This is a genomic window from Pandoraea commovens (assembly GCF_902459615.1).
In the GTDB taxonomy this organism is placed as follows: domain Bacteria; phylum Pseudomonadota; class Gammaproteobacteria; order Burkholderiales; family Burkholderiaceae; genus Pandoraea; species Pandoraea commovens.
In genome coordinates, this window is the sequence record NZ_CABPSA010000012.1 from 1 (window position 1) to 15,308 (window position 15,308).

Consider the following 15,308-nt stretch of genomic DNA (forward strand, 5'->3'; position numbering starts at 1 on the left):
TCCTCGCCCCATTCGGGGCGCTGAGAAGCAACTTTACCTCTAGTTTTGACCTGTTCGGATATTCCGGGGACACGTCATTTCGGTGCCCTTTTTTCTTTGCGCGGCAGGCGTCGGATCAGAAGTAGTGCGACAGCCCCACTGCCACGCCGAGCTGATTGCTACCCGGCACGATGCTCATACCGTAACCGGTCACACCCAGATTCGAGCCGTTCTGATTACGCGAGAAGCCGACTTCGGCAAACAGCTGCGTGCGCTTGGAGAGCAGATATGCCGCGTTCGCCGCCAGCAGATACGGATGCTGATTCGTCGACGTGATGTTGTTGTAGAAGATCGCGCCCGAGAGAATCACCTCCGTCACCGGACGATACTGCAACCCGGCGAAGTACAACTCGTTGCGGGCGGCCACCCCCGGCACATTGCTCTGATACCACTGATAACCGACGTAGGGTTTGAAGTTGCCGATCGCGTAACTCGCACCGGCGGCCACGCGTTGTGTCGTGTTGCCCTGCGTTGCGATGGCCGTGCCCTGCTGCTGGTCGTACACGAGTGAGACATTCAACGGCCCGTTGGCGTACCCTACCGACACGCTGTATTCCTTGCCCACGCGCCACTCGCCCGGCACCTGTCCGCCGTTGGCGATGGTGGCGTCGTAGCCCGTCGAGAACAACCCCGCGACCTTGAAGCCGTTGAAGTTGCCCGCGTACTTGATCGAGTTATCCGCCTTACCCGCGAACTGCGCGTCGAGTGCGGGCAACGCGTAGCTGTAATAGCCGAGCGGGTCGAGTTCGAGGAACGCGTCATAAATCAGATTCTTCTGACGGCCAACGGTCAGCGCGCCCCATTCGTTCTGCAACCCCACGTAGGCCTGACGACCGAACATCCGCCCGCCCTGCTGCAACACACCGTTGTTGAGGTTGAAGCCGGACTCCAGCTGCATGATGGCCTTGAGGCCGCCGCCGAGATCTTCCGATCCCTTGAAGCCGAAGCGATTCTGCACCTGCGATCCGTTGCTCGCGCGCACGACCGATTGTTTGCTGCCGTTCGCGCCGACACCGGCGTTGCTGAGATATTCGACGCTATTGTCGAGAATCCCGTAGATCTGCAACCCGTCCGCCTTGACGCCGCCTGCCGCGAGCGTCAGTGCCATTGCCATCCAAACCTTGCGTTTCATGACATTCCCTTATTTATATTGGACTACGAATTACATTTGAAACACCGATTGCAAGTACGGCACACTCTCACGCCGCCCTGTCACATGGATGCACCTCGGCCCCATGCCTGACACCATTACGTAACGCCGTCATCTGCGCCAGAATCGCCAGCGCAATCTCGGGCGGCGTGCGCGAGCCGAGCGGCAAGCCAACGGGCCCGTGCAATCGTGCGATCTGCGTGGTGGTCAGATCGAACATCGCCAGCCGTTCGCGCCGCGACGCCTGATTGCGATGCGAGCCGATCGCACCGACATAGAACGCCTCCGACTTCAGCGCTTCGAGCAGCGCCATGTCGTCGAGTTTGGGATCGTGTGTGAGGGCCACGATGGCCGTATTGCCGTCGGGACGCAGGCGCACGATGAGGTCGTCCGGCATCTCCTTCGTGCGCGTGACGTGCGCATGTGTCTCATGCTCGGTGTCATGAATATCGCGTGGGTCGCAGATCACGATCTGATAGCCGAGCGGCAATGCCATGTGCACGAGATGCTGCGTCAGTTGTCCGTCGCCGATCACGATGATTCGCCAGCGTGGCCCGAACGGAACCGACAGCCGGGTCGGCGTATAGGCGAACGCCGCCGGTTGACCGACGCCATGCACGCGCGCCTGCCCGGTGCGCAAATCGAGTTCGCGAACCCCGAGACGTCCGGCCGCGATGGCCGAGCGCATGGCGTCGAGTTCGCTGCGCGGCGTGACGCATTCGACGACGAGTTCCAGCGTGCCGCCGCACGGCAGCCCGAACCGGTGCGCTTCGTCGGCACTGAGGCCGTACGTCTGCACATGCGGACGCAATCCCGGGCGAAAGCCGCCCGCAACCTTCGCGAGCAGATCGTCCTCGATGCAACCGCCCGAGACCGATCCGGCGACGCGTCCGCGCGGGGTGAGCGCCATCATCGCGCCGACCGGCCGCGGTGCCGAGCCCCAGGTGCGGGCGACGGTCGCGAGCAGCACGTCGTCGCCCTGCGACTGCCAGTGCGCGATGGCGTCCAGCACCTCGGCATCGACGCCGTCCATTACCCTTGCCCCTTGCCGATATCGTCAACCGTGGCCGCCCGACTCAGCGCGCGCGCTTCGGTCACCGTTTGCGGCAGCGGCATCGAACGCGGTCGCACGCCCGTCGCGCGACGGATTGCCTGCGCGACCGCCGGTGCCATCGGCGGCAGCGACACTTCGCCACAGCCTTGCGGCGGACGATCGCTCGGCAGAATCACCGTCTCGACTTTCGGCATCTCCGTGAGATACAGCAGCGGGTAGTCGCCGAAATTGCTCTGTTCGACGCCACCCTTCGCGAACGTGATCTGACTCTTGAACGTGTTCGTCAACGCGAACCCGATACCACCTTCGATGTTCGCGCGGATGAGGTTCGGATTGATCGCGCGACCGCAGTCGACGCCGCACACCACGCGTTCGACCTTGAAGCGATCGCCCACGACACGCAGCTCCACCGCCACGGCGACATACGTCGAGAACGCTGCGCCGCGTCCCGTGTAAGTGCAATAGCCGAAGCCACGATGCACGCCCGCTTTCGCCTTCGTCCGCCATCCGGCCGCCCTCTCCGTCTCTTCGACAACACGTGTAGCGAGCGGATCGTGCTTGAGCAAACGCTTGCGATACTCAATCGACTCGACGCCTGCGGCGTCCGCCATCTCGTCGATGAAGCTTTCGAGAAAGAACACGCTCGATGTCGAGCCGACCGAGCGCATGAAGCTCACGGGAATATTCGGCTGCGGCACGTCGATGCCTTCGACGCGCAGATTCGGCACGGCGTAGACCAGGTCGTACAGGCCGTCGAGCATGGTCTCGTCGTAACCCGCCTTCTCGTAGTGATCCTTCTTGATGACGTTGTACATCGACTGCCCGGCCACGCGCAGGTGCATGGCTTTGGGCAGGCCATCGTCACCGAGCACGGCCTGAAAGCGTCCCGATGCGCAGGGCCTATAGAAGCCGTGACGGATATCGTCCTCGCGCGAGCGGATCACTTTGACGGGACGCCCCACGGCCGCCGACGCCACCGCCGCATGAATCACGAAGTCAGGCACGTACTTGCGTCCGAAGCTACCGCCAAGGAACGTCGTATGGACCGTGACCTTCTCAGGCGGCAGCTTGAAGATGCCGCCCAGCGCCCAGCGCACTTTGTCCTGTCCCTGAATCGGGCCCCACACTTCGATCTCGCCTTTGTCGCGACGCACGTGCACGGTGGCGTTCACCGGCTCCATCGTCGCGTGGACGATGTACGGCGTGTGGTATTCGCCCGTCACCACTTTGCCGCCTGCGGCGATCAGTGCGGGGGCGTCGCCGATGTTCGTGGCGACACCGCCCTTCGCTTTGACGAGTGCCTCGCGGCGCTGCGACAGGATCGTCGTGCTGTCGGCTGCGGGACCGGCTTTCCATTCGACGTCGAGCGCGTCGCAGGCTTTCTTCGCACGCCAGTAATCGTCGGCCACGACGATGACAGCGTCCTTCGCCAGCACCACATCGTGCACGCCTTTGCGTGTCTTGATCTCGTCGCGATTGCGCACGGATACCGGTGTGCCGCCTGACGTCGGGGCCATGAGAATGGCACCGATGAGCATGTCCGGTACCTTCACGTCGATGCCGAAGACAGCCGAGCCGTCGACCTTCGATGGCGTATCCAGACGAGAGACGGCTTTGCCGATCAGCGAATGTGCGGCCTCGTTCTTCAGACGCGGATGCGGATTGAGGGGCTGCTTTGCCGCCTCAGCCACCAGCTCGCCATAGCCAAGCGAACGGCCCGACTGCGGATGCATCACACGACCGTCGCGCGTCACGCAGTTGGTCGTGCGAACGCCGAACCGGCGAGCCGCAACCGCGACGAGCGCCTCGCGCGCCTGCGCTCCGGCAATCCGCAGTCGCTCGTAGAACAGCGTCGCCGACATCGACGCGCCGACGAACTGTTGTAACGCTTCGTTCGCGGCGGCCGTGCGGTACGCGTCGCGTGCAGTCACGAACTCGACGCGCACGCGTCGCCAGTCGGCGTCCAGTTCGTCCGCCAACACTTGCGGCAAGCCCGTGTACACGCCCTGCCCGACTTCGCACTGCGAGAGTCCGAGCACCGTCGTGCCGTCGGCGTCGATGCGAATCCAGTCGTTGATCTCGACGAGATGGCCGTCTCCTGCTTCGGCAGCGCGGACCTCAGGGCTTGTCAGCCACGACGCGGAAATGGGGATCAGCAGGCTGCCAGCGGCGAGCGACATGCCCTTGAGCCACTGGCGGCGCGACGACGAAGCGGGCGCCGTGAGGGACGTGTCGTTCACGGAGGATGCCGTGCGCTCAGCGCTTTGCTGCGTCATGGATCGCCTCCCGGATGCGGTGATAGGTCGCGCAACGGCAGAGGTTGGTCATCGCCTCGTCGATCTGCGCGTCGGTCGGATGCGGATGCTTGTCGAGCAGTGCGGCAGCCGCCATCACCATGCCGGACTGGCAGTAGCCACACTGCGGCACGTCTTTGGCTATCCACGCCTGCTGGATCGGATGCGAGCGCGCGGGCGACAACGCTTCGATGGTCGTAATGCGCTTGCCTGCGACGGCGGAGACCGGCAACACGCACGTGCGCGTGGCCACGCCTTCGAGGTGCACGGTGCACGCGCCGCACGCCCCGATGCCGCATCCGTACTTCGTTCCGGTCAGCCCCGCGGCATCGCGGATGACCCACAGCAAAGGCGTGTCGTCCTCTCCGTCGAAGACGAAAGGTCGCCCGTTGAGTTGGAATTCCATTGACTCTCCCGTTGTGACTGCCGTGTGCGACGGTGACGCTCGCAGCACGGGCAGATGGCGAGTGAATTCTCACAACGAGGAAATTGCCGGACAACGGCCGCCCGGCCCGAAAAGGATGCCGTTCGTCCAGAGACGGGAAAACCCTTGTGCAACCGTCGATCTCACACAGACGTCGATCCCCGGCAGCCGTCAGCCGCATGCAGACGTCATGCACAACGCGCGCAAACGGCGCGCGCGACGGAACGCATTAAAGGGAGGAAGAAGCGACTACTGCGGCCTAATGACCCAGTTCGCAGCTGCGCAGGTACTCGCGCGGCGGCAAGCCGTAGCATCGGCGAAAGGCGCGTGTGAAGGCCTTTTCCGAGGCGTAACCGACCGCCTCCGCGACATCGGAGATCCGCGCGCCTGCACCCGACAGATGCTCCGCCGCCAGGTACATGCGATGGGTGGTGAGGTAGGTCATCGGCGATTCGCCGACGAGCTCGCGAAAACGCAGACAGAACTTCGAGCGCGACATGCCCGCGATGGCGGCGAGTTGCTCGACCGTCCACGAGCGCTGCGGCGTTTCGTGCATGGATGCGATGGCGCGCCCCAGTTGCGGATCGGTCATGCCGCGCAGCCAGTGGGTGCTGGCGCTGCCGCAGGCTTCGAGATACGCCCGCAGGATCTGCACGAACAAGACGTCGGCCAGGCGTGCTACGACAACTCGCCATCCCGCACCTCGCTGCATCGACGCTTCGATAAATCCCGCGATGGTGTTCGTCAGCAACGCGGGCACGGCCGGGTCGCCTGCGCGAATATGGATCAGGGGCGGCAGCGACGCCAGTAGCGGGTTGCGCAGCCGGTCGCGGAACATCACCACGCCGGTGTAGAGATCGCTGACGGGACCGTCCCCGCCCGCACGGAACGCCAGCGGCGTGTCCAGACGCGGCTCGATGCCCTGCGCCGACATCATCTCCTCGAAGACTATCGGCGGTTCGTCCGGTGACGAACACATCACGTGCTCGTGCCCATGCGGCAACAGCACGCAGTCGCCCGGCTCGACACGCACCGGTGTCATGCCCGCCACGATCAGGTAGAACGGCGCTCCCATCGCCATGCGAAACGGTGCGCCGTCGAGCGCCGGTTTGCGCAGCGACCACGGCGCACCGAACGTGAAGCGGCCAGTGACGACCGCGTCCGCGCGCAAGTCGCTCAGCACGTCGCTTAGCGGATCCATCGCGCCCTGCCTCGCGCAGGATGATCGTTTCGTCGTTTCATGGGTGGAACTTCGATTTATATATGAATTACGTCGAAGTATGCCGTTTTACTGCGCGGAAAAATATCGGGTTTGACCTGAGGGCGGTCGAGATGGGTGAAATACGGGGAAGGGACACCGAAATGGGCCCGTGCGGTCGAGCCTTCGACGCACAGGCCGCTGACGCTCAGCGACGGGCGAGCGTCGTCAGGAAGACATCGGTCGAGGGTGCGCCAGCGCGCAGTTCGCAGACGTGAGTCGCGTCGAAAGCTTCGGTGGCGTTCATTTCGTCGAGACGAAGGGCATGGCCTGCGCAGACGCTCACCGTCCGGCCGTCATGGAACGTCACATGCACTTGTCCATGCGCGCAGTAGAGGAACGCGAGCGCGTCGGCCGTTACAGGCAGCGCCCACGTCAGCGCATCGCCGTCGAGACGATGTTGCGTCAGCGTGTGCTGCCAGCCGTCGCGTCGCGTCATGACGTTGAAGTCGTCGATGGGCACGCCGTCCGCCTCAAGCGCCGGTGTGCTGCTCACCGCGAGTTCTCCGCCGAAAGCATACGGCGCCGTGCGTGTCGTCAGCGTGACGTCCGGACGCCCTTCCACATTGAGCGTCAGCGTGCCGCCGCGAACGATCGCCAGCGACCGGTCGATGCCCGCGAACACCGAGAACGGTCCGGGTACGGCGACCGTCGCCGTGCTGATACGCCAGTCGAAGCCGTCTTCGCCGGGGCGACGCGCCACCGCCAGTTCCGTCGTCACGCCCTGACCGTTCTTCCACGGCATCTTCAGAAAATCGGCCGGGCCGAGTGCTTGCAGTTTCATGCGACTACGCCTTCGTTCGCGATCATTGACGCACTTCGCCGTGTCCGAACACGACGTACTTCAGACTCGTCAGCCCTTCGAGGCCGACCGGGCCGCGTGCGTGCAGTTTGTCGTTGGAGATGCCGATCTCCGCGCCCAGACCGAATTCGAAACCGTCGGCAAAACGCGTGCTGGCGTTAATCATCACGCTCGCCGAATCGACCTCGCGCAGGAATTGCATGGCGTCGGAGTAGTTCTCCGTCACGATGGCGTCGGTGTGGTGCGAGCCGTAACGGTTGATGTGGGCGATGGCGGGTGCCATGCCGTCGACGATCTTGATCGCCAACACCGGCGCGAGATATTCCGTCGACCAGTCTTCCTCGGTCGCAGCCATCGCGCCGCTCACACCGGCTGCGGTCAGTGCGGCGAGCGTACGTTCGCAACCGCGCAGCTCGACCTGCTTGCTCTGGAACATGCGGGCGATGGCAGGCAGTTGATCGATGGCCTGCTGATCGACGAGCAATGTCTCCATCGTGTTGCACGTACCGTAGCGATGCGTCTTGGCGTTCTCGCAGATCGCGAGTGCCTTGACCGGGTCGGCGCGGCCGTCGACATAGACGTGGCAGATGCCGTCGAGATGCTTGATCATCGGCACGCGCGCGTCCTGCATCAGGCGCGCGATCAGGCTCTTCCCGCCGCGCGGCACGATCACGTCGACATACTCGGTCATGGTGATGAGTTCGCCCACCGCAGCGCGGTCCGGCGTGCTCACGACTTGCACGGCGTCGCCGGGCAGGCCCGTGGACGCGAGCGCCTGAGCGATAAGCGCCGCCAGCGCCGTGTTGCTTTCAATGGCTTCCGAGCCGCCGCGCAGAATGGTGGCGTTGCCCGACTTGAGGCACAGCGCCGCAGCGTCGATGGTGACGTTCGGACGTGACTCGTAAATGATGCCGATCACGCCTAGCGGTACGCGCATCTGACCGACCTGAATGCCGCTCGGTTGCACACGCACGTTGCTGATCTCTCCGATGGGATCGGACAGCCCGGCAATCTGGCGCAGGCCTTCGATCATGGTGCGCAACGCCTTGTCCGACAGCGTAAGACGGTCGATGAAGGCGGCGTCCTGGCCATTGGCGCGCGCGCGCTCGAGGTCGCGACGGTTCACGTCCTGCAACTTCGCGCCGTCGCGTTCGATGGCGTCGGCAATGGCGAGCAAGGCGCGGTTCTTGGCGGCAGTGTCGGCACGCGCCATGGCGCGCGATGCTTCGCGGGCGCGCTGGCCCAGCGATTGCATGTAGGCTTTGATGTCCATATCGTGGTTCTGAGAATTCGGGATATCGAGATGTCAGGATGCCGGGCGCGGTGAGCGGCATTGCCGCCGTGGCCGGACGCGTTGAGCGATTTTAGGCGTGTGCTGGGCGCGCGGCGCGAGTGGCGCGCGCCACCGGCGGTCGCTCACCGGCGAGCAGCAGGCCGAGTTGCAGCATGCCGTCCCACGGATCGCTTGGCAGACCTTCAGCGCGCAGACCCTTGACCTGACGATCCAGACGCGCTGCTAGTTGCAAGGCTTGCGCGAGCATCGGGGCCGTGACACGCCCCACGGCCTGCTCCATCAGCCGTTCACGCGGGCCCCAGACCCGGTATTCGCGTAGCAGCACACCAAGCGGTTTGCCCGACGCCATGCCGCGAGTGATCTTGGCGAGCGTGCGCACCTCTTCGGTGAGCGCCCACAGCACGAGCGGCGCAGCCTCGCCTTCTCCGCGCAGCCCGTCGAGCATGCGCACCAGCCGCGCAACATCGCCCGAGAGCACCGCTTCGCTGAGCTTGAAAACATCGTAACGCGCCACATTGAGCACGGCATCCTGCACCTGCTCGAACGCGAGCGCGCCCGCCGGGTACAGCAAACCGAGCTTCTGAATTTCCTGATGCGCCGCGAGCAGATTGCCTTCGACGCGATCGGCAATGAATTGCAGGACACGTCGTCCCGGCTCACCGGCTTCGACCCGTTGCCCTTGAGCGGAAAGACGCTGCGCAATCCAGTCAGGCAAACGCGCACGATCGACCGGATCGACCTTGACCGTCACACCGGCCCGGTCGAGTGACGTGAACCAATCGGATTTGCTTGCCGTGGCGTCGAGCCGGGGCAGCGTAATGATGGTCAGCACATCGCTGTTGGCCGCGTCGGCGTGCGCCTTGAGCGCCGCACCGCCGTCCTTGCCCGGCTTGCCGCCGGGGATGCGCAACTCGATGAGCTTTTTGTCGCCGAACAGCGACATCGACTGTCCTGCGTTGGCGAGCGCGCCCCAATCGAAGCTGCGCTCGACGCTGAGTACGTCGCGTTCGGTATAGCCGCCCGCACGCGCCGCTGCACGCACGCGGTCCACCGCCTCCTGCACGAGCAGGCTCTCGTCGCCGTAGATCGTGTAGATCGGCGAGAGCGTCTTGGCGAGGTGCGCGTCGAGCGCGTCGGGGCGCAATTGCATGGCGGCGGTGTGGCTTTCCTTAACGGACGTCTGTAGTGCTGCGGGTCCGGTGATTACTCTTCCGGCTTCGCTTCCGGCATGGATTTCACAGCTTCCATACGGCGGATGATCTGATCGACGGCGTCCTTCTGCATGTCGCGATTGAGCAAAGCCGCTTCGGTGTCGCGTGCGGTCGTCTCGTTATCGCTGTAGGGCAGGTTACGCACCAGGCGGATCGTGGTCAGCGGAATGATCGGCCGACCGTCCGGCGTCACGAGCTGGAACGTATAGGCGCTGCGCATTTCGTACTCGCGCGCCTGACCGTTCGAATCCAGACTCACGGCCGTACGCGTGTTCGTGATGTTCACGATCTCCAGTCGCGCATCGGCATCCTTCGGCTCGGTCACAACAACCGTGCCCTTGCTGCCGTAGCGGATGTAGCGCGAAATATCGACCGACATCTGACCGCCGCCCGAAATGTACAGACGATGGAATGCGTACTCGCTCGCGCCGCGCAGCTGGAAGCCGCACGCCGACAACGTCAGTGCGCAACCCAGCAGCGCGATCCAGCCGAAAATCCTGCGCGTCACACCGACGCCTCGTAGCCCGGAAGTCATTTGCACGTGATGTGCCCTCTTCTCACCAAACGTCATCAACCGACTGGGGCGGCAACCACCGCCCCCGCATTCTCTGATCGCGCTCAGACCACCACGTTCACCAGACGGCCCGGCACGACGATCACCTTCTTCACCGGCTTGCCTTCGCCGAACTTGGCGGTCATTTCGTGTGCGAGCGCGGCTTGTTCGATGGCTTCGCGCGAAGCGTCCTTCGCCACGCGCACCGCGCCACGCACCTTGCCTGCCACTTGCAGCACGAGTTCGATTTCGTCCTGCACCAGTGCGGCCTCATCGACTTCCGGCCACGACGCGTCGAGCAGGTCGCCCGATTGCGCGGCATAGCCCAGTTCGACCCACAGACCGTGCGTGACGTGCGGCACCACCGGGTACAGCACGCGCAGCAGAATGCCGTAGCACTCGCGCACCGCGCCGGCACCCGCCGCGCCCTTGTCGCTCTCGATCGCGTTGAGCATCTTCATCGCTGCCGACACCACCGTGTTGTACTGCACGCGCTGGTAGTCGTAGTTGGCCTGCTTGAGCACGCTGTGAATCTCGAGACGCAGCGCCTGAGCGGCCGGATTGCTCGTATCGATGGCAGCATCCGTCTGACGCAGCAACGCCGCTTGCGACTGACCGAAGCCCCACAGACGACGCAGGAAGCGGCTCGCGCCTTCCACGCCCGCGCCCGACCATTCGAGTTGCTGCTCCGGCGGGGCCGCGAACATCACGAACAGACGCGCCGTATCGGCACCGTACTGATCGATCAGCGACTGCGGATCCACACCGTTGTTCTTCGACTTCGACATCTTCTCGATGCCGCCGAGCGTCACGTCTGCGCCGTCAGCCTTCGACGTGGCGCCCGCCGGGCGGCCCTTGTCGTCGAACTGCACCTGAACGTCGAGCGGGTTGAACCACGTCTTCTTGCCCGACGTGTCTTCGCGGTAGAACGTTTCGTTGAGCACCATGCCCTGCGTGAGCAGGTTCTGCGCCGGTTCCTTGAAGCTCACGAGGCCCAGATCGCGCATGACCTTGGTCCAGAAGCGCGAGTAGAGCAAGTGCAGAATCGCGTGCTCGATACCGCCGATGTACTGATCCATCGGCATCCAGTAATTGGTGCGCTCGTCGACCATGGTCTCGGCGTCCGGGCAGGCGTAGCGCGAGAAGTACCACGACGAATCCACGAACGTGTCCATCGTATCCGTCTCGCGACGTGCGGGCTTGCCGCACTTCGGGCAATCGCACTTGAGGAACGCTTCGGACTTGGCGAGCGGGTTGCCGGTGCCGTCCGGCACGAGGTCTTCCGGCAGCACCACCGGCAGATCCTTTTCCGGGACCGGCACAGCACCGCAGGTGTCGCAATGGATGATCGGGATCGGCGTGCCCCAGTAGCGCTGACGCGAGATGCCCCAGTCGCGCAGGCGGAACGTCACCTGCTTGTCGCCAGCGTCCTTCGCCTTGAGATCGGCGGCGATGGCATCGATGGCGGCCGCGAAGGCCAGACCGTCGTACTTGCCGCTATTGATCAGCGTGCCTTCCTTCTCGCCGTACCAGGCTTGCCAGGCGTCGGTCGAATACGTCTCGCCTTGCACGGCGACGACCTGCTTGATCGGCAGGTTGTACTTACGGGCGAACGCGAAGTCGCGCTCATCATGCGCCGGGACGCCCATCACAGCGCCTTCGCCGTAACCCATCAGCACGTAGTTGCCGATCCAGACTTCAACCTTGTCGCCCGTGAGCGGATGCGTGACGAAGAAGCCCGTCGGCATGCCCTTCTTTTCCATCGTGGCGATATCGGCCTCGGCCACGCCACCCTGCTTGCATTCGGCAATGAATGCCTGCAAGTCGGGGCGATCGGCCGCCAGACGCGTCGCCAGCGGGTGCTCGGCCGCGATTGCGGCGAAGGTCACGCCCATGATCGTGTCGGCGCGCGTGGTGAATACGCGCAGCAGCTTTTGCTCGCCGTCGAGTTCGTATGGGAAGCCGAAGTTCACGCCGAAGCTCTTGCCGATCCAGTTCTGTTGCATCACCTTCACGCGCTCGGGCCAGCCGAGGTCGTCCAGGTCGCCGAGCAATTCGTCGGCGTATTCGGTGATGCGCATGTAATACATCGGGATTTCGCGCTTCTCGACGAGCGCGCCCGAACGCCAGCCACGGCCGTCGATCACCTGCTCGTTGGCGAGCACGGTCTGATCGATCGGATCCCAGTTCACGGTGCCCGTCTTCAGATAGACGACGCCCTTCTCCAGCATCTTGAGGAACAGCCACTGGTTCCAGCGGTAATACTCGGGCTTGCAGGTGGCGACTTCGCGCGACCAGTCGATCGCGAGACCCATCGCCTGCATCTGCTTCTTCATGTAGTCGATGTTGTCGTACGTCCACTTGGCCGGCGGCACGCCGTTGGCCATAGCCGCGTTTTCCGCCGGCATGCCGAACGCATCCCAACCCATCGGCATCAGCACGTTATAGCCGCGCATGCGCATCTGACGGTACATCACGTCGTTGATGGTGTAGTTGCGCACGTGACCCATATGCAGCTTGCCCGACGGATACGGCAGCATCGAGACGCAATAGAATTTCTGTTTGTCCGCGCGCTCAGTGGTCTTGTAGGCATCGATCGCCTGCCAGTGAGACTGGGCGGAGGCTTCGACGTCGGCGGGAACGTATTTTTCTTGCATGATGGGTCGGCGGATAGGATTCGGCTCGGTGTCGGCCCGGCTGGTACGCGTCATCGGGATGCGCGGTACGCAGGAAATATGGGGCAGATCCGGGGAAAACGATGATTATAACGCCGCCGGAAGTGGATTCGGCGTGACGTTGGCGAGGGGATGTGACCTTTGCGTCACTTTCGCTTCCGATCCGGCAGGTCTGTCGTATGACCGCCGGTGGAGCGCGCCGCCATGGCGGCATCCGGGACCGGCCTGCGGTGCCTGAGTCTGTACAAGCTGACGCCCTTGGCGCACTCAGGCCAGCACCGCTGGCCGCCCGGTGGAACCTATGCCGATCAACGTAGGCCCAGCACGTCCTGCATGTCGAACAGACCGGTCTTGTGCTGTGCGAGGAAACGCGCCGCACGCAGCGAACCTTGCGCGTACGAGAGGCGGCTCGACGACTTGTGCGTGATTTCGATACGCTCGCCGATCCCGGCGAACAGCACTGTGTGATCGCCGACGATATCGCCCCCGCGCACCGTCGCGAAACCGATCGTCGACGGATCGCGTTCGCCGGTCACGCCTTCACGGCCATAGATCGCACATTCCTTCAAATCGCGGCCCAGCGCTTCGGCCACCACTTCGCCCATGCGCAGCGCCGTGCCCGACGGGGCATCGACCTTGTGGCGATGATGGGCTTCGATGATCTCGATGTCATAGCCGGTATTGAGGATTTTCGCGGCGATTTCGAGCAGCTTGAACGTCGCATTCACGCCCACGCTCATGTTCGGCGCGAACACGACGGCGACCTGTTCCGCGCCCTTTGCCAGAAGTGCCTTGTCTTCTTCCGAGAAACCGGTCGTGCCGACGATCATCTTCACGCCGTGCTTTTGCGCGGCCGCCAGATGCATCAGCGTGCCTTCCGGGCGCGTAAAGTCGATCAGGTATTCGGCATTGGCCAGAGCAGCGTCGAGATCGGCGGTGATCTTCACGCCGGTGTCGCGGCCGAGGAACGCGCCAGCGTCGATACCGAGCGCCGGGCTGCCTTCACGGTCGAGTGCGCCGACCAGTTCGGCGTCGTCTGCCGCGAGCACGGTTTCGATCAGCATCCGGCCCATACGGCCGGAGGCCCCTGCAATCGCAATCTTCATCATGGTGAGTCTTTCGTCGTCTTTCTACCGGCTTTCAGCCGCTTACTGGGGCATCGAGAAGAGACCGCCACCGGAGGTCACGCGCGGCGACGGGACCAGTCCCGTGCCCGAGGCCGTGCCGGCCGGGCTGGGCGTACTGGTGCTCGATGCCGGCGTGCTCGGTTGCGCCGTCGGTGCGGGCTTGGCTGCGGCCGCAACATTGGCGGCGGCATCCGTCGAGACGGTCGCCACATCGGTCGGTGCAGGTGCTGCCGTCGGTGCCGTTGCGGCGGCGTCCGGCGACGGTGCGGCGGCTTCGGCAGCCGCAGCGCTCGCCGTCGACGGTGCAGGCGCATCCGTCTTCACGGTCTTGCCCTTCTGGCCGTCGATTTCCTGCACCAGCTGGTACTCGGTCGGCAGATTTTCGCCGCCTTCCCAACGTGCCAGCGTGTCGCCTTCGAAGTACACCTTCAGGTGACGTTCCTGAACGATCGACGCGTTGCCGCGCTTGAAGTAGAAGACGTAATCCCAGCGATTCGCATGGAAGATGTCGGCCAGCAGCGGCGTACCGAGCAACTGGCGGACCTGATCGCGCGTCATGCCTGCCTTGAGCTGCTCATAGGCTTCCTTCGAGACGAAGTTGCCCTGAACGATGTTAATTCGATACGGCGTGACCACGCCGATGACCTTGTCGGTCATGCTGTCATACGTCGAGCAGCCAGCCAGGGCAAGGAATGCCGCGGCTGCGCAGACGGAGAACGGAAGGGAGAGATAACGACGCAAATCTGACTCGCTTTCAAAAAGATCGAACTTGAATCCGGCACGCCGGGCGCGCCGCCACATCGCCCCCGTTGACGGCACAACCGTCCCGTTTGCCCCGGTTTGCGCCCGGGCAAGGCAAAAAGGCATTATTATTGGGGCTGTATTGTACTCTAGGGACGTAGAGCGATGCCGAATCCCGCCGATTTGAAAAATATCGGACTGAAAGCCACGCTTCCGCGCCTCAAGATTCTGGAAATCTTCCAGAACAGTGAGGTGCGCCACTTGACCGCTGAAGACGTATATCGTCATCTGCTCGGAGAAAATCTCGATATCGGCCTGGCCACGGTTTACCGTGTCCTGACCCAGTTCGAGCAAGCCGGGCTATTGTCGCGCAGCAACTTTGAATCCGGCAAGGCCGTTTTCGAACTCAACGAAGGCCATCACCACGATCACCTCGTGTGCATGGACTGCGGACGCGTCGAGGAATTCTTCGATGCCGAGATCGAACGCCGCCAGAAGCTGATCGCCAAGGAGCGCGGCTTCGCACTCCAGGAGCATTCGCTGGCCATGTACGGCAGTTGCACGAAGGATCCGTGCCCCCACCGTCAAAAAAATTAAAAAGAAGTTTGTCAAAATGCCCTCTTTTCGAGGGCATTTTCGGATTTCGCCCTTTCCTTGCATCTTTTGAACCAAGCGCTGCCGCCCAC

At 63.6% G+C, this 15,308-nt stretch carries 13 protein-coding genes; 1 reads left to right on the forward strand and 12 read right to left on the reverse strand.

Features of this window, described 5'->3' with window-relative positions; translation table 11 throughout:
- Positions 1-115: 115 nt before the first annotated feature.
- From PCO31010_RS24365 to PCO31010_RS24420, 12 genes are all read right to left on the reverse strand, one after another.
- The gene (locus PCO31010_RS24365; protein ID WP_150666538.1) at positions 116-1,171 is read right to left on the reverse strand and encodes a porin; all 1,056 of its coding nucleotides are present in this window, start codon (positions 1,169-1,171) and stop codon (positions 116-118) included.
- A 67-nt stretch (positions 1,172-1,238) separates the two neighbouring features.
- Positions 1,239-2,222 (reverse strand): XdhC family protein, encoded by a 984-nt coding sequence (locus PCO31010_RS24370; protein ID WP_150666539.1) that lies wholly within the window; start codon positions 2,220-2,222, stop codon positions 1,239-1,241.
- Positions 2,222-4,423 (reverse strand): xanthine dehydrogenase family protein molybdopterin-binding subunit, encoded by a 2,202-nt coding sequence (locus PCO31010_RS24375; RefSeq protein ID WP_246184766.1) that lies wholly within the window; start codon positions 4,421-4,423, stop codon positions 2,222-2,224. The genes PCO31010_RS24370 and PCO31010_RS24375 overlap by 1 nt, the downstream gene beginning before the upstream one ends.
- A gap of 76 nt (positions 4,424-4,499) precedes the next feature.
- Positions 4,500-4,943, reverse strand: a complete 444-nt coding sequence (locus PCO31010_RS24380) for a (2Fe-2S)-binding protein (protein ID WP_150575938.1) — start codon at positions 4,941-4,943, stop codon at positions 4,500-4,502.
- A gap of 277 nt (positions 4,944-5,220) precedes the next feature.
- Entirely contained in the window at positions 5,221-6,162 is a 942-nt protein-coding gene (locus PCO31010_RS24385; protein WP_150666541.1) for an AraC family transcriptional regulator, read from the reverse strand.
- Between the two features lie 205 nt (positions 6,163-6,367).
- A complete protein-coding gene (locus tag PCO31010_RS24390; RefSeq protein WP_150666542.1) occupies positions 6,368-7,003 on the reverse strand; it encodes a HutD/Ves family protein in 636 nt (211 codons plus the stop codon).
- A gap of 22 nt (positions 7,004-7,025) precedes the next feature.
- A complete protein-coding gene (locus PCO31010_RS24395; RefSeq protein ID WP_150666543.1) occupies positions 7,026-8,294 on the reverse strand; it encodes a glutamate-5-semialdehyde dehydrogenase in 1,269 nt (422 codons plus the stop codon).
- 91 nt (positions 8,295-8,385) lie between these two features.
- On the reverse strand, positions 8,386-9,465 hold the full coding sequence (gene holA / locus PCO31010_RS24400) for a DNA polymerase III subunit delta (protein WP_150666544.1): 1,080 nt from the start codon (positions 9,463-9,465) through the stop codon (positions 8,386-8,388).
- 53 nt (positions 9,466-9,518) lie between these two features.
- A complete protein-coding gene (locus tag PCO31010_RS24405) occupies positions 9,519-10,034 on the reverse strand; it encodes an LPS-assembly lipoprotein LptE (RefSeq protein WP_174985140.1) in 516 nt (171 codons plus the stop codon).
- A gap of 110 nt (positions 10,035-10,144) precedes the next feature.
- The gene (gene leuS / locus PCO31010_RS24410; RefSeq protein ID WP_150666546.1) at positions 10,145-12,736 is read right to left on the reverse strand and encodes a leucine--tRNA ligase; all 2,592 of its coding nucleotides are present in this window, start codon (positions 12,734-12,736) and stop codon (positions 10,145-10,147) included.
- A 326-nt stretch (positions 12,737-13,062) separates the two neighbouring features.
- On the reverse strand, positions 13,063-13,860 hold the full coding sequence (gene dapB, locus PCO31010_RS24415) for a 4-hydroxy-tetrahydrodipicolinate reductase (RefSeq protein WP_039401415.1): 798 nt from the start codon (positions 13,858-13,860) through the stop codon (positions 13,063-13,065).
- 42 nt (positions 13,861-13,902) lie between these two features.
- The gene (locus PCO31010_RS24420; RefSeq protein ID WP_246184762.1) at positions 13,903-14,538 is read right to left on the reverse strand and encodes an outer membrane protein assembly factor BamE; all 636 of its coding nucleotides are present in this window, start codon (positions 14,536-14,538) and stop codon (positions 13,903-13,905) included.
- Positions 14,539-14,787: 249 nt separating this feature from the next.
- On the opposite strand from PCO31010_RS24420, the gene fur reads away from it, so the two are divergent.
- The gene (gene fur, locus PCO31010_RS24425) at positions 14,788-15,219 is read left to right on the forward strand and encodes a ferric iron uptake transcriptional regulator (RefSeq protein WP_039393197.1); all 432 of its coding nucleotides are present in this window, start codon (positions 14,788-14,790) and stop codon (positions 15,217-15,219) included.
- The last annotated feature ends 89 nt before the right edge of the window (positions 15,220-15,308 follow it).